Below are 16305 nucleotides of genomic sequence, written 5' to 3' on the forward strand. Positions count from 1 at the left end.
GCATGGGCAAGGCTGTGCTCCATTAACCCCAGCAAACGAGCGCACTTAGACCCAGGATGAACTGGTGGTACTGTGCGGGGGTCAAGCCGGGTGAACCATATGAGCGACATTGCACTGACGCCAGCGAGTGCCGTGAGCACAGCCGCCCCCAAGGCACCGCTGTTCCGCGCCGCCAGTTACGCCGATATCGGGCTGGTCCATGCCCGACTGCAGGAAGCTATCGTGACCTCGCCCTTTTACTCGAGCGAGTTCAAGGCCTACGAATCGGCCCGGCTGACCAAGCCCTATCTCGCCTCGCTGATCGATGCCGATCCGCACCACGTGATGATGTTCATCCTCAAGGGCGAACCCGCTGGTTTCATGATCTCCGGTCCCGAACTGGGCACGCTCTGGCTCTATTGGTCCTATGTGTTCCCCGACAAGCGGCGCAGCACGCTTGGGGTCCAGGGCATGCGCGCCTTTATCAACCATTGGGACAATGGACGCTTCCACAAGATCGCCACCTATACCAAGGCCGGCAATGATCCCGCGGCGGCGATCATGACCCGCATGGGCTTCAAGCAGATCGCGGTGCTCGAGAACCATATCTTTGGCGAAGACTACCTGCTTTATGAGCGCCCGCTGACCAAGGTGATCCCCGGTTATGACCGTGGAGTTAGCGGCGGCATGGTCAATCGGCTGCGCCGTTCCGCCCGACTGGCGCTGACCCGGTGAGGCGACTGCGGCTAGCCAGTCGCCAGGGTAGCGGCCCGCCTAGCACGGAACCATTGCAGAATGGAAACATCGAGCCCGGCCAGCTTATAAGCCGTCAGCCACAAACCCGCTGACCAAGCGGTAATGGCGATCAGCGCCGACAGCGACGCGCCCATCAGCCCGAATGGGGGCACCAGCAGGGCATTGCCGGCCACCAGCATGACAATGCCCAGCCCTACCGCAGGCAGGCTGGCATAGGGGCGATCATGGATCGAGAGTACCAGCGATGCCGGCCCCGCGACCGAGCGCACCACGAGGGACAGGCACAACACGGCAAGCGGCAATGCTCCGGCGGTAAAGGCTGGCCCGAACAGCAGCAGGCCGAACGGCGCGCCTACGGCCATGACCACGAAGAGCAGGACCGATAAGCCACTGGCGACCACATTGGCCTCGCCCACCTTGCGCAGAAAGGCGCTGCGGTCAGAATTGGCCTGGCTTTCAAAGATCTCGGGCAGGGTCACGGCATACACCGCCCCGACCCCGAAGGCCGCCAGGGCAAAAATGCGTGTGCATACGCCAAAGATGGCCAATTGCTCGCGATCGAGCAGATGGCTGAGCAGCAGCAGGTCGATATCGAAAAAGAAGTCGGTGGCGAGCCCGATCAGCACCCAGGGCACGGCGAAGCGCCACCACCGGGCGAGCTCACGCGGCTGAGCCGGTGCCTCGTTTTGAACGCAGCGGAACACCCGCACGACATAGGCGAAGTGCACCAGCGACACCAGGGCACAGCCGACCCCGATTACCCACAGCATGTTGGAGAATGCCTCGGCTGGCGGAGCCAGGCTCGCAGTCACCAAGAAGGCGCCTACGACAATCAGCGGGCGGAACACGGAATCAACCACATAGCCGGCCAGCGGGTGCTTGAGCCCGACCAGCAGCGCGCCATTGACGTAAAACATCGCGGTGGCAAAGGCGAGCAGCGCGGCGGGCACCAGATGCTGCGCCAGCACACTGCCGCCCTGCCCGATCGCCTGCAGCAGTGGATAACCAGCCACCAGCAGCAGCGCCAGCGTGCCCAGGACATGACCATAGGCCCAGAGCATGAAAATCAGCAGCTGCCGCTGCTGCGCGCGCGCCCGGTATTCGGCGGCGAAATAAGCGCCCACGGTCTGGAAGCCGAAAGGCATGGCGACGCTGATCAGGTTCACCGCGGCCACGATCAGCAGATATTCGCCAAGCAGGCCCGGCCCCCACCAGCGGGCGATCAGCGCCTGGACGACAAAGATCAGCCCGGCACCGAACAGGCGGGCGCCGAAGATGATGGTGGACTGGGAAGCCAGCCGACGCGCCAAACTCATGGGGCGCGGCCCTGCCCGCTGTCGCGGGCCTGGTCGGGCCGTGCAGCGGGGTTGAACAGCCCGGCGACATGGCGGCGCAGCGCGTTAGCAGTATCGCGGGCCATGAAGGCACCATTGCCAACAAGAAACGGCCAGGGGCGCGAAGCGTAGTTGGCAACGGGCGGCACGGGGCGGATCACGCCCCGGTCGCCAGCCATGCCCTTCTTGAACTGGTGCAGACCGCGATTGCCATCAGTGCCGCCCAGATCATACCAGCGTGCCGAGGTGTTATCGCGCAGCCAGCGGATGATGTGCCAGTGGATGAAATAGCCCGCGCGCAGCGGCAGCGCGTTATCTGCGGTGGCGCCGTAAAGATAAACGGCCCGATCGCCCGCCTTGAAGATCAGGGCCCCGGCGATCACCTCGCCCTCGTGGCGCACGAAGAACAGCTCGGGCCGCAGCGCAGCGATCTCGGTGTTCATCAGCGCAGGCACGGTTTCATAGGCGGAATGATCGGGGAAATTCTTGCGGTCGAGCATCGCCTCATAAAGCGCGGTGAACTCACCCAGCCGCCCGGGCTCGGCATGCTCGAAACTCAAGCCTGCTTTTTCGGACTTGTTGAGGTGGTAGCGCCATTTCTGCGCAAAGCTCTTGCGCTGCTCGGCATCAGAAAGCCTGAGATCGATGATGTAGCGGTTGGGATAAAGCAGCTGCGAGCCCTGCTGAAAACCGCGAGCGCGCAGTTGAGCATAGCTGGCGTTGTCGGGCTCGATCGACGCGCGCGGCAACACGGAGAGCATCATGCCGCGATTATCGGCATATTCAGCCACCAGCGCCTCGACCATGCCGGCATGAATGGCTGACGCCTGGGGGTGATCGGCATGTTTGAGCATCGGCGCCCATTTTGAAACCGCCAGCGCGCCCAGCCGCAGCGGCAGGGGTTGGATCATCACCAGGGCACCGCCGACGATTTCCCCATTCAGCCGGAACACCATGGGCTCCTGCCGCACCGAGGGCCAGCGCGCGGTGCTGAAAAGGTGGAGCTGTTCCTGGCAGACTTCATCGAATTCGGCGATGATCCGATCCCATTGCGCCCCGGAAGCCAGTTCGGGAGCGAGGGACAATGCCGGAGCCTGGGCTTTCGCCGGTGCCCGGTGGTCCAGGCGTGGAACGGTTTGATCCAGGATTGCGGGCATGGGCAGCTTTCGGCTCGGACTGACAAGCCGAAAGCTACTGCGTCGGGATGAGCAAAACCCTAGCCGAGCGTGGCAAATGCCACAAAACTCGGCCACTGGTTACCAAAGGCTAATGCGAGCCGGGACCACCATAGAACAGCGGAATGTGCGGCAGGGTGTGGTCCAGCAGGGCGTCGGCGCCTTCATAGACCATCTTGGCGGCGACATAGAGGATGATCACCAGGCCGACCCAGGCAATCCAGCGATGCTTGGTCAACAGGCCGGCGATGAAGGTGGCGGCAACGCCCATCATCACGACGGAAAGACCCAGGCCGAAGATCAGGGCTTCGGTGTGGTGCTGGGCCGCACCGGCCACGGCCAGCACGTTGTCGAGCGACATGGAAACGTCCGCAATGATGATCTGCAGCACAGCCTGGCGCAGCGTCTTCTTGGGCGCGCGCCCCGCAACCGAACCATCGGCGTTGAGATCGGCGTCGCCCAGGGCTTCGAGTGCTTCATGTTCCTCATGGGCCGGCTGGCTGAGTTCGCGATACATCTTCCAGCACACATAAAGCAGCAAGATGCCGCCGGCGATCAGCAAGCCACCGCCCAGCGAGAGCAACTGGGTCGTGATCAGCGCAAAGCAGATGCGCATGATGGTGGCCGCGATGATGCCGATCAGAATGGCGCGCTTGCGCAGATCCGATGGCAGGCCGGCTGCTGCCAGGCCGATCACCACGGCATTGTCGCCGGCCAGCACCAGGTCAATCATGATGACCTGCAGCAGCGAAGAAAAGAAACTCGGATCAATGCCGAACATGAGGGTGGTCCTGTGGGGGAGAAAAGGCGGTCGCTGGGCTATAGCCGCGATGATGGCCGCTGGAAAGCATTTGGCTGAGAAATTTCAGCAAAACCTAGCGGGCAATACTTTACCGCTCCAGCTGAAAGCTCTCCAGATCGGCCGAAATCGTGCAGCGCACGCCCTGCGGCGCGAACTCGAGCGCGACCTTGCCGTCGATGGTCCCCGCGAGCCCGGCGCGGATCAACCGCGAGCCCGAACCAACGGTTCGCGGAACACTCACCGGGGGACCGCCAACTTCCTCCCAGTCGAGCACGAAACGCTCGCCCTCGGGACTGTCTTGCCGGCCCCAGCCCACCTTCACATAGCCTTCGCCGCCTGAAAGGGCGCCGTATTTGACTGCGTTGGTGGAGAGTTCGTGCAAGATCAGCGAAAGGGAAAGCGCTGGTCGCGAGGCCACCTCGATGGTTTCGCCCGATAGGCGGAACCGGCTTTGGGCGCCATCGTCATGCAGCCGCACCAGCTTGCGCACGATCTCCCCGACGGTGGCGGATCCGGTTTCCCCGGCGATCAGCAAGTCATGGGCGCCGGCCAGCACCTGGACGCGATCGCCCAGTGACTTGGCCGCCGTCGGGATATCGGGAGCTGTGCGCAGCGTCTGGTTGACGATTGCCTGCACCAGCGCCAGCTGGTTTTTCATGCGATGGCCAAGTTCGCTGCGCAGCAGCGACTGCTGCTGGTCCGCTTCGATGCGTTCGGTGACATCGATCGCGTGGACAAAGATCGCGTCCACCTGCCCATGCAGGTCGCGCAGCGGCTGATAAAGGAAGTCGATGATGCGCTGCTCGATAGCGCCGCCGGGCTTACGCTGCAGCTTTACTGGCGTTCCCCTGCCCAAATGGGCAACGCCGCTCCGGTACACCTCGTCGAGCAGTTCCACAAAACCCTGGTTGACAACCTCGGGCAGCGCTTCACTCACCGGCTTGCCGACAATGTCGCGGCGGCCCACCAGCATCTGGTAATCGGCATTGGCAACGGTGATCACATGATCAGGCCCGCTGAGCACGGCTATAGCCCCCAGCGTAAGCTCGAAGACCTGCAGGAAGCGCTCGCGTTCCTGCAGTTCGCGCCGTCGCATCAGCACTTCGGATGTGGTTTCCTGGCAGGCGCAAAAGATGCCGACAATGCGCCCCTCGCTGTTGCGCACCGGGGTATAGGAAAAAGCGAAGTGGGTTTCCTCGGGATAGCCCTTGCGGTGCATGGTAAACTCGATGTCATCCATCGAGGTCCCGCGCCCCGCATATGCAGCGTCGATGATGGGCAGCACCTCGTTCCAGATATCGAACCATAATTGCTGGAACGGCCGGCCCAGGGCCTCCGGGTGGCGGTCGCCGCACATTGCGGCATAGCTATCATTATAAAGGACGGTGTGTTGGGGCCCCCAGAGGATCAGCATAGGCTGCACCGAGCCCAGCATCACCCCGACAAGGGTGCGCAACTCGGGTGGCCACGCGCTGGGCACCCCTAGTGGATGAACTGTCCAGTCTATGGCGCGCAGCAGCGCTCCGCATTCGCCGCCATCCTTAAGGATTGTGTCGTTGGTGGATAAGGGCATCGGGACCGGAAATGAACTGAACAAGGCAGACCGCCGCACTGCCCTCCCCATTTGAAAATTCAGGGCGAGCCCAGCGGCAACTCGCTTCATTGCAGGTCTGGGCCCGATTGGGAAGCGCTCTGCCGGAGCCTAGATCACGGTTACGCGATCCGCTCCCTGCTGCGGCTTTCTTGGTTATGGAAGTGCTAACTCTGCCGGATAATCTCGCCCGAACTAGCGGACATATTGGCGCCAGTTGTGCTCCTCGCGAAAGCCCAGCACCTCGCGCGCCTTGCGATTCGACAGCGGCGCCTCAAAGCCCTCGAGCGGGCGCCGGATCGGCGTGTTAGGCGCCCATTTGGCCAGGAACTCCTCGGTGGGCTCGTCGGCAGTGATCTCGTTATTGACGGCGTTGAACACTGAAAATCCGAGGCCATCCTTTTGCACGCAAAGATCGACGATCTGCCCGAGATCGCGCGCATCGATATAGCTCCACGCATTGCGCTTGCGCGACAGGGGATCAGCGAGAAAGGCCGGGAACTTGTCGTATTCGTGCGGCTCGATCACATTGCCGATGCGCAGCGCATAGATATCAGCACCCGAGCGCATGGCAAAGGCGCGCGCGGTTTTCTCGTTGACCACCTTGGACAGGCCATAGCTGTCCATCGGATCGACGTCATAAGCCTCGTCGAGGGGGAAGCTGTGATAGTCCTTGTCGCCTTCGGCAAAGCACACGCCATAGGTGGTTTCACTCGACGCGATGATGACCTTGCGGATCCCGAGCTTCACCGCCGCTTCGATCACATTATAGGTCGAGACGACATTGGCTTGGAATGTAGCGTTGTCCGGTCGCAGCAGGATGCGCGGTATGGCGGCAAAATGCACCACTGCATCCACTGGCGCCGGGCCGGTGCCGGTTTCAAGGCCGGCAAAATCGAAATGCATGGAGAGGGCATTAAATGCCTCCCCGCTCTGCGTGAGGTCGGTTGTCAGGGTGTTGACCCCTGCCATGGCCAAAGGCGCCAGATCAACATTGAGCACTTGATGGCCGCGCCCCAGGAGATAGGCGATCACATGCCGGCCGGCCTTGCCGCTGCCGCCGGTAAAAACGATACGCTTGCCCACCGCATTCTCCTTTGCGCTACCAACCAGCAACGGCCCAGGCCGCAAGGCGTTCACCCACGATCGCAATAATCACCCGCGTTGCAGGGGCTGCAACAAACTGCGCCGAAACGGCTGCGGCCGGCGCTGCACGGCGGCGCGCGGTGGTGGATTGGGACCTTCGCAGTTCATCGCTGCGGCAAGGTTCGGCAGGCATCGGGCGTGGGGATGTTTGGGCACCATGATAGTGCTCCGTGTTGATCTCTGTGCCCGCCAACGCAGCCCCAGCACAGCCGATCCATGTGCCTGCCGCGCAGCAGCATTGCCGCGGCCGAGGTCACTGTGCGATACGGCCTGATCGAGCGCGCTGCTAGCGGATGCTCGCGACCTGGGTGGTCCCGCCCACGGGCTGCTGGATGTCGAACTTGGGCGTGAAGATCAAGATGCCAAGCACCAGATATAGCATGATTTTTGCCGCCCGCCTGCGTCGCTGCCGGGCACGATAAGTCAGTCTCATGGCAAAACCCGGCGGGAGGGGCGGAACATTAATGAAGCCTCAAGGGAGAGGTCTTCATTGCAGGCTTCCGGGTCCGCGCCAAGCTTTGCCTCGCAAGAAGGTGAACGGGAGCGCTTAACGCCGCAGCCCCTGTGAATAGGGGGGATTACCGGGCGTTGTTCCAGGCTGGAGCGACTCACCTCCGTGCACGGCCGGGAACAAGTGCGCCCCTCTGCAGTTGACCTTGCCTAACACCATGGAGAACACGATGAGCAAGGACGATCGTCAAAAAGAACAGCTCAAGCACGTGGATGCAGGCGGCCATCTCGGCGGAACCAATTTCGGTCAGCAAGGCGGCGAAGCCAAGACCAAGGACACCAAGGAAGGCGGCGACAAGCAGCGCCCGAACGACGGCTCAAACTAGCTGTCTGATCTTCTCTCCAACGCAACGGCCTCGCTGATCAGCGGGGCCCTTTTTCATGATGCGACTGCTACTGGCCGAGCGCCGACTGAGCGGCCGCAATCCGGCCGATCAATTGGTCGAACCCGGTGTCCACCGTCAATCCGGCGGCCATGCGCCGCCGCAAATGGGCCAGCGGCTCCTCGAGCACTGTTTCGAGCACTTCGGCGCACTCGAACTCCCCAACGACGCTCTTGATCTTGGAATTGTCGAACAGCGCCGACCAGCTCTTGTCGCCCCGCAATGGCCCCTCCCATTCCGGGTTGAACCGCACCAGGGTGTCGGTTGGAACATGCACGATCTGCGCCTGAACGCCCAAGCCCGCAGCAATGGCGGTGTGGATTGCGTCCCAGCTATAGCCGCGATCTGAAGTGATATGGAAAATCTCGCCCAGCGCATCCGGATGGGCCAACAGCCGCACAAAGGGAACGGCAAAATCGGCCGAGCGGGTCAGTGTCCAAGGGGTCGCGCCATCGCCCGCCACAATGATCGGCTTACCATCGAGCAGGCGCTGCACGGTGGTATCCGCCGGCCCCATCATGGTCGGCAAGCCCGTCCGCACGGTATGGCTGGGCCGCACAATGGTCCAGGGCAGACCGGTGCTAGCCTGGAGCATGGTTTCGCAGGCAATCTTGTCCTGGCTGTATTTCCAGAACGGATTGATCGCCGGGGTTTGCTCGGTGATCACGTAATGGCGGGCCGGCTTTTCATAAACGGACGCCGAGGAGATGAAGACGTACTGCCCCACCCGCCCCGTAAACACCGCGATGTCCTGCGCCATCTGCTCGGGCGTGAACACCATGAACTGGCACACCACATCCCATTGCTGCTCGCCGAGTTGGCGATAGCTGGCTGGATCCTTCATGTCGCCGGCGATCACGCTGACGCCGGGTGGCAGCGCCACGTCGGACTTGCCGCGGTTGAACACCGTGACCTCGTGCCCCGCCTCCACCGCTTCTGCCACGCAGGGGAGCGAAATCTGCCCCGTCCCGCCCACAAACAGCACCTTGGTTGCCATCGCCCGTTTCCTCCTCGGCTGGTTCAGCGCACGGCACACCATGCCGCGACCCAGCGATTCGCACACCGGGCACGCCTTTTGGGGCACCAACGCCGTGACGGGTCAAGGCGACTGCCTTGCCGATCACCACAAATACGGGGAAAGAAGAACCTTGGTGGGTGCGCACGGACTCGAACCGTGGACCCGCTGATTAAGAGTCAGCTGCTCTACCATCTGAGCTACGCACCCGGTTGAGAAACCCGGTACCAAGGTTGGCGCCTCTCTAGCAAAGGGATCGGGGACTGTCCAGCGCCCGCTGTCACTTTCCACAAGGGCTTGATTAGCTAGATTAACAAGTCCATCCCCCGAAGAACAACCGGCGCAACCATCGGCGAACCATCGTCTTTGGCTCGCGCAAGCCTTGGAGACCTCTATGCTCGATTCCGATTTCCTAGCCCTTTCCTCCACCTGGATCATCGCCAATGTCTGGTCGGGGCTGGTCGCCCTGGTCGTGCTGGTCGGCGGCTGGATGTTGGCGGGGCTCCTGTCCCGCTACGTCGTGCAGCTCCTGCCCGGGCGCTTACACCGCGACCCCACCATCGTACCGCTCCTATCGCAAGTGGTGCGTTATGGCGTGCTGCTGGTGACAATCATTATCGTGCTGGGCCAGTTCGGGGTGCAGACCGCTTCCATCCTTGCCGTGCTGGGTGCTGCCGGCCTCGCGGTCGCCCTGGCCTTGCAGGGTACCCTTTCCAATATTGCCGCGGGCATCCTGCTGGTGCTGCTGCGCCCCTTCAATGTGGGCGATCAGATCGATGCCGACGGCATTGCCGGCACCGTGGTGGAAGTGGGCTTGTTTGCAACGCAGATGCGCACGGCTGAAGGGGTCTTCATGTTCGCCCCCAATTCCAAGCTCTCCAACGCCAAGATCATCAACTATACCCGCGAAGCGTCGCGCGTTCTCGAGCTCAAGTTCAATGTGCCCCGCACGGCCGATATCGGCGCGGTGCGCCAGGCGGTGCTGGCGGGCCTTACAAGCGGGCAACCCGAAGCTGCCGGCCAGCCGGAAATCCTGGTTGATGCCCTGGGTGATTCGACTGTGACCCTCGCGGTGCGGGTTGCGGTGTCCAGCCGCAACTGGATGCAGGCGCGGGCTGATATGCAGGAGCGGCTGAAATCCGTCTTGGATACTGCCAATGGTTTTGCCCAGCCCGCTGCATAGGCCTGCCGTTAAGTCCTAAAGTCCACGCCGCTCCCTAAACGACTGCAAATCCAGCACGTTTCCCTGCCAAGCGGGCGCATCTTCGGTCAGATCATCGATCAGGGTGATGGTTCGCTCGACGATGTTACGCAGCTGCCGCGACTGGTTGTCGCCACCCTGCAGCATGGCCGCGGCGCGTCGGAGATGCTCGCGCGCAAGATCGTAGGTTGGCTTCATGGCAATGGCTCCTGTCGGAAGATTCTGGTGAGTCGGTGCACTCGGCACGCCCGCAGAAGATGGGACCGCATGCCTTCGCGGTCCTTGCGGGAGCCGGGCGCATTTGCATCAAATGCAATCTAAAGGACAACGAGGCGCAAAGGCCTGCACACAATGGGAAACTGCGCCGTCCAGCCCCTTTTTGGCTGTGCACAACAGCGGTAAAGCGGGTTCGGGGTCGGCGAGGCGTTAAGGCGCGGTGATGCCGATGCGGGCGCGCAGGCCCCGATGGTTGGAGCCAAAGGTTTCGGGCAGCGCTGCCAGGCTTTCCACCACCGCATTGCCGCGGGTGAAGACATTGTCGATCGGCACGCCAAGCGGTCCGAACTCAGGCGGCCAAGTCGAGGGATAAAATGGCGCCACCTGCAATTGGCTGCCCCGCACCAGCCGATTAATCGCGTAGGACCAGGGCGCGGCATTGAAATCCCCCGCAATGATCGCGGGCCCCTCGACCGCTTCCAGGATGTCGCGCAGCCGGCGCAGTTCCGCTTCCGACTGCATGTCGAAATATGGCTTGGTCAGGTGCACGGCGACGAGGGTTACCGCTTCCCCACCGATCCGCGTGCGCGCGGTGATCACCCGCTGCTGGGAGAAGTTCGACAGGCTGAGGGTTTGCACATCTTCGAGCGGGGTGCGCGAGAACATGGTGAGGTCGCAGGTCAGCTCCTGCTCGCAGCCGATGCGATAGGGGTAAACGGCAGCAAGCGCGCCCAGCTCGGGAAACAAGGGCGCCGATTCGAGGGTAAACGCCACATCCGCCGACGAGGCGGCGAGCATCCCGGCAATAGCCGGCCCATTCTCGGTATTGTTGTTGAGGATGTTGAAGCTGACCAGCTCAACCGTCTGCGTCACCGGGCGGGCAGCAGCCGCCTGGCGCGCTTGTTGTTGCCCGTAGATAATCCAGCCACCCTGCCCCACGCTCAGCAGCGCGAGCAGCGCCAGCAGCCCGGCGCGCCAGCGTGAGCCGGCAATGGCCAGGGCTATCGCCAGGGCAAGGCAAAGCAGTGCCGAGTGGAAGCGGAGCGTCTGCAGCAGTGGCTGACCGGGCAGCAATGGCCAGACCGTGCCTCCGACCAGCAGGACAAGGGCCGTGACGGCCAGCCCGGTTAGAACGCCCCTGATTTCGCTCCGGCTGATCATGGCAAGCACCTCGCCCGCCTTGATGCCCGATGGCAGGCGTTTACGCAACGCGCGGCTAAGCCTGCCGCACAACTTGGCGCGACAGGCTTGGGGGTGTTGTCAGCGGGTGTTAGCCAGCCATAGCGCCCTGGGCGGCAGCGCCGCGCTCGATCATCAAGCGGTTAAAGGCATTGAGGTAAGCGCGGGCGGAAGCCACCAGCGTATCGGGCTCGGCGGCATTGCCCGAGGCAATGCGGCCGTTCATTTCGAGGCGCACATGAGCACTGGCCTGCGCATCGGTGCCGCCGGTCACGCCGTCCACCGCATAAAGCACCAGGTGCGGCTGCTGGCCCACGGCCTCCTTGATGGCATTGAAGATCGCATCGACCGAACCGGTGCCATCAAAGCTCACCGAGCTTTCATCGCCATCGATCGACAGGGTAATATTGGCGCGGTGCGTGCCGCCGGTCTTGGAAATGACTTCCATATCAACAAGGCGGATGCGATCGCCGACCGAGCCGACTTCATCGTCCACCAGCGCCACGATATCGGCGTCATAGACGTGCTTTTTGCGGTCAGCCAGATCCTTGAAGCGCTGAAAGGCTTCCTGGAAGGCATTCTCGCCCAACTCGTAGCCCAGTTCCTTCAACTTGTCCTTGAAGGCGGCGCGACCGGAATGCTTGCCCATCACCAAGGTCGTTTCCTTGATGCCGACGCTGGCAGGCGTCATGATCTCATAGGTCTCGGCATTCTTCAGCATGCCATCCTGGTGGATGCCGCTTTCATGGGCGAAGGCATTCTTGCCCACGATGGCCTTGTTGTATTGCACCGGGAAATTGGCCGCGGCCGAAACGATGCGGCTGGCGCGGGCGAGATGGGTGGTTTCAATTTCGGTGCGGTAGGGCATGGCGTCGGCGCGGGTGCGCAGCGCCATCACCACTTCTTCGAGCGCCGCATTGCCGGCGCGTTCGCCCAGGCCATTGATCGTGCATTCGATCTGGCGGGCGCCGGCGGCAACACCGGCCAGCGAATTGGCGACAGCCAGGCCCAGGTCGTTGTGGCAATGCACCGAGAAGATCGCCTTGTCGGCATCGGGCACGGTGTCGATGATGGTCTTGAACATGCGGAAATGCTCTTCGGGCACCGCATAGCCAACTGTGTCGGGCAGGTTGATTGTGGTGGCGCCGGCGCGAATCGCAGTTTCAACGCAGCGCTTGAGGAACTCGAGCGGCGTGCGGGTCGCATCCATCGCCGACCATTCCACATCGTCCACCAGGTTGCGCGCTTGGGCCACCGTGCGCGCGATGATCTCGATCACCTCGTCCTCGGTCTTTTTCATCTGGTGCGCCAGATGGATCGGCGAGGTCGAAACGAACGTATGGATACGCCCCTTGCGGGCATGACGCACCGCTTCGCCGGCCCGGTCGATATCGGCGGTGATGGCGCGCGCCAGCCCTGCCACGGTGGCGTTCTTGACCTGCTTGGCGACGGCGACCACGGCTTCAAAATCGCCATTGGAGGCGATGGGGAACCCGGCCTCGATGATATCGACGCCCATTTCGTCGAGCGTTTCGGCAACCTGCAGCTTTTCTTCCAGCGTCATCGTGGCGCCGGGCGATTGCTCGCCGTCGCGCAGCGTGGTGTCGAAGATGAAGACGCGGTCTTTGTTGGTGTCGGTAGCGGGGGAAGTCATGCGGATGATCCTATCAAACGGCCCAAAGCCAAGGCTCTGCAGGCCGGACATTTACTGTTCGGCTGGTGGCGTAATCCCCTGACGACCCGCTCGCTTGATCGAGCTGCCGGTGATCAGGGGCTGATAAGAAGAAGCACTAGCGCTGGAAGCAGCAACAAAGCGGCGGCAACGAAAAGGCGGGCCTGAAGGGCCTGGCGCTGTTCGACGGCAATGGCAATGGCGCGCTTGCGCTGCATAACATTCATCCGGTTGCGTGGCGATAATGGCCCACATCAGCCTGGGTTGCAACCCTGGAGGACAGGCTGGGCGCAAGGAACTGTGCTGATAAGCTCAGTCCCCCAGATCCAGGGCCCCTTCCCCAACGATGACGGCATGCCCGCCAATGCCCCCATGCACCAGCCGGTCGCGCTCCTTGCGCAACTGGATGGTGATGCGGCAGGGCCGCCCCATCTCCACCCCCTGCCGGATCACAAGGTCGATCTGGCCGGTGCCGATATTAACATGTTCGGAGAGGAGCCCAATCAGCGCCGCCGCGGCCGAACCGGTGCCCGGATCCTCGGCAAGGCCAAGCCCGGGCGCAAACATGCGGGCGGCAATATCATTGCCGGGCTCATCGGGGGTGAGCGTAAACAGATAGACCGAGTGCCGCCCGTGGGGGAAAACCTCGTTCCATGCCGCCATGTTCGGCCGTGCCCGCTTCAGCACCGCAGCGTCCCGCACCGGCACGAGGTGGAACACCACCCCGGCCGAATACACCGTGGGGCGATAAGGACCGCACCCAATCTCCTCGGGATCAATGCCCAGAGCCTGGGCGATTGCCAGCATGTTGTCGAGCTTGCCCACCTGCTCGGGCAGTTGCGGCAGCGCAAAACGCGCCTCGCCCGAGCTCTTGTCGGTTTTTTCGAACAGCGCCGTGATCAGCCCGATCTTTTCCTCTAGCCTGACGGCGCTGACCTTGTTTTGCAGCCCCAGCACCACCGCCGCCCCGACAGTCGGATGGCCGGCAAAGGGCAACTCGGTCATCGGCGTAAAGATGCGCACGCCAGCCGAATTGCGCTCGGTCTGTGGCTTGAGCAGAAACACTGTTTCGCTGAGGTTGAACTCGCGGGCAATGGTTTGCATCTCGTCGTCGAGCAAGCCATCGGCCTTGCAAACCACCGCCAGTGGATTGCCGGCAAAGCGCTCCTGCGTGAAGACGTCCAGCAGCAGATAATTGAGTTTCATGACAGGCCCCCTGCCCTCAGCAATGGGGTTGCTTTGGGGGGCTGTCAAGTCAGCCGCCATTACTGAAGCGCCAACGCGTAAGCGGCACGATCTAGCCCCAGATGCTCGCAAAGGGCCGCCGCGGCAACATTATGATCTTCCCGCCCGGGCAGGCCCGAAATGGTCAGGCACCCGATAATCCCCGCGCCCGGCACCCGCAGCGGAAAACCGCCACCGGCAAAGACATAATCCACCGGGTCCACCCCGGCTTGTGGTGGTGGCGGCGCTTCGCCCCGCTCCAGCACCAACCGGTAACTGGCGCGCTGAAAGCGCCGCACCGAATTGATCTTGCGCCGCACCCATTCGGCGTTGTCCGGGCCCGTCCCCGCCGTGGCCGCGAAGAACAGCCGCCGGTCCCAGGTGCAGATATCCACCACGAGAGACAAACCCTCGGCCAGCGCGCGTGCCCGCACCGATGAGCCGATGCTGAACGCCACATCCTCATCCAGCTGCGGCAAGGCGAGTTCGAGTTCCTGGCGTTTGATCAGCGCGATATCGTCGTGAGTTGTCATGTTTCAGTCCTGATGAAGGCGGGTCCAGGCGTCGAACAGCGGCGTGCGATCCACGGCGCCCTGGGGAAAATTGACGAGATCAGGATCGATGCTGGCCCAGGCGGCCTTGCTTTCCGTCCAGATATTGCCCACCGGCACCGCCCAATCGATGTCGTCAAGCGTGCCAGCCCGCATCACGCGGATGCCTGGCATTGGTGGCACGTTCCACACCCAGCCATGGCAATGGGCACAAAAATGCATGGCAATGACATTGCCGCTATCGGCGCGTCGGTCGTAGCGCACCGTGTCACCCGACAGCTGCTCGATATCGTCTTCGCGGGCGATCATCGACATCGACCATCCCGCCCCCGAAAAGCGCTGGCAGTCCTTGCAGTGGCAATTATAGACCGAAAGCGGGGCAGCCTTGAGCCGGTAGCGCACGTCGCCACACTGGCATCCGCCCTCCTGTGGGAAATCTGGTAAGCGCATGGGTCACTCCTCCCGAACTAGTTACCGGGTTTGGCGGCAGCGCGGAAGATGGAGTGCGGCAAAAGAAAACGGGGGCTGAAGCCCCCGTCCATAGCGATTTAGTTCTTGGCCTTGTCGACCAGCGCGCCGGCCTTGATCCAGGGCATCATGTCCCGCAGCTTGGTGCCGACTTCCTCGATCTGGTGCTCGTCATGCAGACGCCGGGTCGCCTTGAAGCGCGAACCGCCGGCCTTGATTTCCTGCATCCACTCGGAGGTGAACTTGCCCGACTGGATGTCGTGCAGCACGCGCTTCATCTCGGCCTTGGTTTCCGAGGTGATGATGCGCGGACCCGTGACATACTCGCCCCACTCGGCGGTGTTCGAGATCGAGTAGTTCATGTTGGCGATGCCGCCCTGGTAGATCAGGTCGACGATCAGCTTCACTTCGTGCAGACACTCGAAATAGGCCATTTCAGGCGCATAGCCGGCTTCCACCAGCGTCTCGAAGCCGGCGCGGATCAGCTCCACGAGGCCACCGCAGAGCACAGCCTGCTCGCCGAACAGATCAGTCTCGCATTCCTCGCGGAAATTGGTTTCGATCACGCCCGAACGGCCGCCGCCAACGCCCGAAGCATAGGCGAGCGCGATGTCATGGGCATTGCCCGAGGCGTCCTGGTGCACGGCGATCAGGCATGGCACGCCGCCGCCCTTCTGGTATTCGCCACGCACGGTGTGGCCCGGGCCCTTCGGGGCGATCATGATCACGTCGACGGTCGACTTGGGCTCGATCAGGTTGAAGTGCACGTTCAGGCCATGCGCGAAGGCGAGCGCGGCGCCATCACGGATATTCGGCTCGATATGCTGCTTGTAGATATCGGCCTGCAATTCGTCGGGGGTCAGCATCATGATCACATCGGCCCAGGCGGAAGCCTCGGCAACCGACATGACCTTGAGGCCTTCGCCCTCGGCCTTCTTGGCCGACGGGGAGCCGGGACGCAGCGCCACCACCACATCGGTAACGCCGGAGTCGCGCAGGTTCAGCACATGCGCATGGCCCTGCGAGCCATAGCCGACAATGGCGACCTTCTTGGACTTGATGATGTTGAGATCGGCGTCACGATCATAATAAACGCGCATGGA

At 62.6% G+C, this 16305-nt stretch carries 18 protein-coding genes and 1 tRNA gene; 3 read left to right on the plus strand and 16 right to left on the minus strand.

The annotated features are described in order from the left end of the window. The first annotated feature begins 99 nt into the window (after positions 1-99). Positions 100-714: a GNAT family protein gene (locus HRQ64_RS13100; RefSeq protein WP_172123611.1), complete on the plus strand. Its 615-nt coding sequence runs from the start codon at positions 100-102 to the stop codon at positions 712-714. A gap of 11 nt (positions 715-725) precedes the next feature. Here the strand turns inward: HRQ64_RS13100 and HRQ64_RS13105 are convergent, their stop codons facing one another. The 6 genes from HRQ64_RS13105 to HRQ64_RS13130 all read right to left on the minus strand — a co-directional run bounded on the left by HRQ64_RS13105 (position 726) and on the right by HRQ64_RS13130 (position 7216). Next, complete coding sequence (locus tag HRQ64_RS13105; RefSeq protein WP_172123612.1) at positions 726-2051, minus strand: polysaccharide biosynthesis C-terminal domain-containing protein; 1326 nt, start codon at positions 2049-2051, stop codon at positions 726-728. Then, on the minus strand, positions 2048-3226 hold the full coding sequence (locus HRQ64_RS13110; RefSeq protein ID WP_172123613.1) for a GNAT family N-acetyltransferase: 1179 nt from the start codon (positions 3224-3226) through the stop codon (positions 2048-2050). The genes HRQ64_RS13105 and HRQ64_RS13110 overlap by 4 nt, the downstream gene beginning before the upstream one ends. A 109-nt stretch (positions 3227-3335) precedes the next feature. Next, complete coding sequence (locus HRQ64_RS13115) at positions 3336-4025, minus strand: YjbE family putative metal transport protein (RefSeq protein WP_127753502.1); 690 nt, start codon at positions 4023-4025, stop codon at positions 3336-3338. A gap of 109 nt (positions 4026-4134) precedes the next feature. Next, the gene (locus tag HRQ64_RS13120; protein ID WP_172123614.1) at positions 4135-5619 is read right to left on the minus strand and encodes an HWE histidine kinase domain-containing protein; all 1485 of its coding nucleotides are present in this window, start codon (positions 5617-5619) and stop codon (positions 4135-4137) included. A 213-nt stretch (positions 5620-5832) separates the two neighbouring features. Further along, complete coding sequence (locus tag HRQ64_RS13125; protein WP_172123615.1) at positions 5833-6723, minus strand: NAD(P)-dependent oxidoreductase; 891 nt, start codon at positions 6721-6723, stop codon at positions 5833-5835. 346 nt (positions 6724-7069) lie between these two features. Next, entirely contained in the window at positions 7070-7216 is a 147-nt protein-coding gene (locus HRQ64_RS13130; RefSeq protein WP_172123616.1) for a hypothetical protein, read from the minus strand. 247 nt (positions 7217-7463) lie between these two features. Between HRQ64_RS13130 and HRQ64_RS13135 the strand changes: the two genes are divergently transcribed. Then, complete coding sequence (locus HRQ64_RS13135; RefSeq protein WP_172121515.1) at positions 7464-7619, plus strand: hypothetical protein; 156 nt, start codon at positions 7464-7466, stop codon at positions 7617-7619. A gap of 67 nt (positions 7620-7686) precedes the next feature. On the opposite strand, the gene HRQ64_RS13140 is transcribed toward HRQ64_RS13135, so the two are convergent. Beyond that, on the minus strand, positions 7687-8673 hold the full coding sequence (locus HRQ64_RS13140; protein WP_172123617.1) for an SDR family oxidoreductase: 987 nt from the start codon (positions 8671-8673) through the stop codon (positions 7687-7689). 152 nt (positions 8674-8825) lie between these two features. Further along, positions 8826-8901 (minus strand) — tRNA-Lys (locus HRQ64_RS13145). A 184-nt stretch (positions 8902-9085) separates the two neighbouring features. Between HRQ64_RS13145 and HRQ64_RS13150 the strand changes: the two genes are divergently transcribed. Then, a complete protein-coding gene (locus tag HRQ64_RS13150; protein WP_172123618.1) occupies positions 9086-9874 on the plus strand; it encodes a mechanosensitive ion channel domain-containing protein in 789 nt (262 codons plus the stop codon). Between the two features lie 15 nt (positions 9875-9889). On the opposite strand, the gene HRQ64_RS13155 is transcribed toward HRQ64_RS13150, so the two are convergent. From HRQ64_RS13155 to ilvC, 8 genes are all read right to left on the minus strand, one after another. Next, the gene (locus tag HRQ64_RS13155) at positions 9890-10090 is read right to left on the minus strand and encodes a hypothetical protein (protein WP_172123619.1); all 201 of its coding nucleotides are present in this window, start codon (positions 10088-10090) and stop codon (positions 9890-9892) included. Between the two features lie 228 nt (positions 10091-10318). Next, positions 10319-11317, minus strand: a complete 999-nt coding sequence (locus HRQ64_RS13160; protein ID WP_172123620.1) for an endonuclease/exonuclease/phosphatase family protein — start codon at positions 11315-11317, stop codon at positions 10319-10321. 61 nt (positions 11318-11378) lie between these two features. Further along, entirely contained in the window at positions 11379-12941 is a 1563-nt protein-coding gene (locus HRQ64_RS13165) for a 2-isopropylmalate synthase (RefSeq protein WP_172123621.1), read from the minus strand. 113 nt (positions 12942-13054) lie between these two features. Then, positions 13055-13177, minus strand: a complete 123-nt coding sequence (locus HRQ64_RS20385; protein WP_282567553.1) for a hypothetical protein — start codon at positions 13175-13177, stop codon at positions 13055-13057. Positions 13178-13271: 94 nt separating this feature from the next. Then, entirely contained in the window at positions 13272-14165 is an 894-nt protein-coding gene (locus tag HRQ64_RS13170) for a PhzF family phenazine biosynthesis protein (protein ID WP_127753510.1), read from the minus strand. A 59-nt stretch (positions 14166-14224) separates the two neighbouring features. Beyond that, entirely contained in the window at positions 14225-14716 is a 492-nt protein-coding gene (locus HRQ64_RS13175; RefSeq protein ID WP_172123623.1) for a heme-degrading domain-containing protein, read from the minus strand. A gap of 3 nt (positions 14717-14719) precedes the next feature. Beyond that, a complete protein-coding gene (locus tag HRQ64_RS13180) occupies positions 14720-15184 on the minus strand; it encodes a GFA family protein (RefSeq protein ID WP_172123624.1) in 465 nt (154 codons plus the stop codon). Between the two features lie 98 nt (positions 15185-15282). Continuing rightward, positions 15283-16302, minus strand: coding sequence for a ketol-acid reductoisomerase (gene ilvC / locus HRQ64_RS13185; RefSeq protein WP_172123625.1), 1020 nt, complete (start codon positions 16300-16302; stop codon positions 15283-15285). Positions 16303-16305: the final 3 nt, after the last annotated feature.

Origin of the sequence: Devosia sp. 919 (assembly GCF_013185965.1) — a bacterium.
GTDB lineage: Bacteria > Pseudomonadota > Alphaproteobacteria > Rhizobiales > Devosiaceae > Devosia.

Bases quoted from the DNA above. Each gene is read 5' to 3' on its own strand.
- HRQ64_RS13100 (WP_172123611.1), top strand. From the start codon at position 100: ATGAGCGACATTGCACTGACGCCAGCGAGTGCCGTGAGCACAGCCGCC.
- HRQ64_RS13105 (WP_172123612.1), bottom strand. From the start codon at position 2,051: ATGAGTTTGGCGCGTCGGCTGGCTTCCCAGTCCACCATCATCTTCGGC.
- HRQ64_RS13110 (WP_172123613.1), bottom strand. From the start codon at position 3,226: ATGCCCGCAATCCTGGATCAAACCGTTCCACGCCTGGACCACCGGGCA.
- HRQ64_RS13115 (WP_127753502.1), bottom strand. From the start codon at position 4,025: ATGTTCGGCATTGATCCGAGTTTCTTTTCTTCGCTGCTGCAGGTCATC.
- HRQ64_RS13120 (WP_172123614.1), bottom strand. From the start codon at position 5,619: ATGCCCTTATCCACCAACGACACAATCCTTAAGGATGGCGGCGAATGC.
- HRQ64_RS13130 (WP_172123616.1), bottom strand. From the start codon at position 7,216: ATGAGACTGACTTATCGTGCCCGGCAGCGACGCAGGCGGGCGGCAAAA.
- HRQ64_RS13135 (WP_172121515.1), top strand. From the start codon at position 7,464: ATGAGCAAGGACGATCGTCAAAAAGAACAGCTCAAGCACGTGGATGCA.
- HRQ64_RS13140 (WP_172123617.1), bottom strand. From the start codon at position 8,673: ATGGCAACCAAGGTGCTGTTTGTGGGCGGGACGGGGCAGATTTCGCTC.
- HRQ64_RS13150 (WP_172123618.1), top strand. From the start codon at position 9,086: ATGCTCGATTCCGATTTCCTAGCCCTTTCCTCCACCTGGATCATCGCC.
- HRQ64_RS13155 (WP_172123619.1), bottom strand. From the start codon at position 10,090: ATGAAGCCAACCTACGATCTTGCGCGCGAGCATCTCCGACGCGCCGCG.
- HRQ64_RS13165 (WP_172123621.1), bottom strand. From the start codon at position 12,941: ATGACTTCCCCCGCTACCGACACCAACAAAGACCGCGTCTTCATCTTC.
- HRQ64_RS20385 (WP_282567553.1), bottom strand. From the start codon at position 13,177: ATGCAGCGCAAGCGCGCCATTGCCATTGCCGTCGAACAGCGCCAGGCC.
- HRQ64_RS13170 (WP_127753510.1), bottom strand. From the start codon at position 14,165: ATGAAACTCAATTATCTGCTGCTGGACGTCTTCACGCAGGAGCGCTTT.
- HRQ64_RS13175 (WP_172123623.1), bottom strand. From the start codon at position 14,716: ATGACAACTCACGACGATATCGCGCTGATCAAACGCCAGGAACTCGAA.
- HRQ64_RS13180 (WP_172123624.1), bottom strand. From the start codon at position 15,184: ATGCGCTTACCAGATTTCCCACAGGAGGGCGGATGCCAGTGTGGCGAC.
- ilvC (WP_172123625.1), bottom strand. From the start codon at position 16,302: ATGCGCGTTTATTATGATCGTGACGCCGATCTCAACATCATCAAGTCC.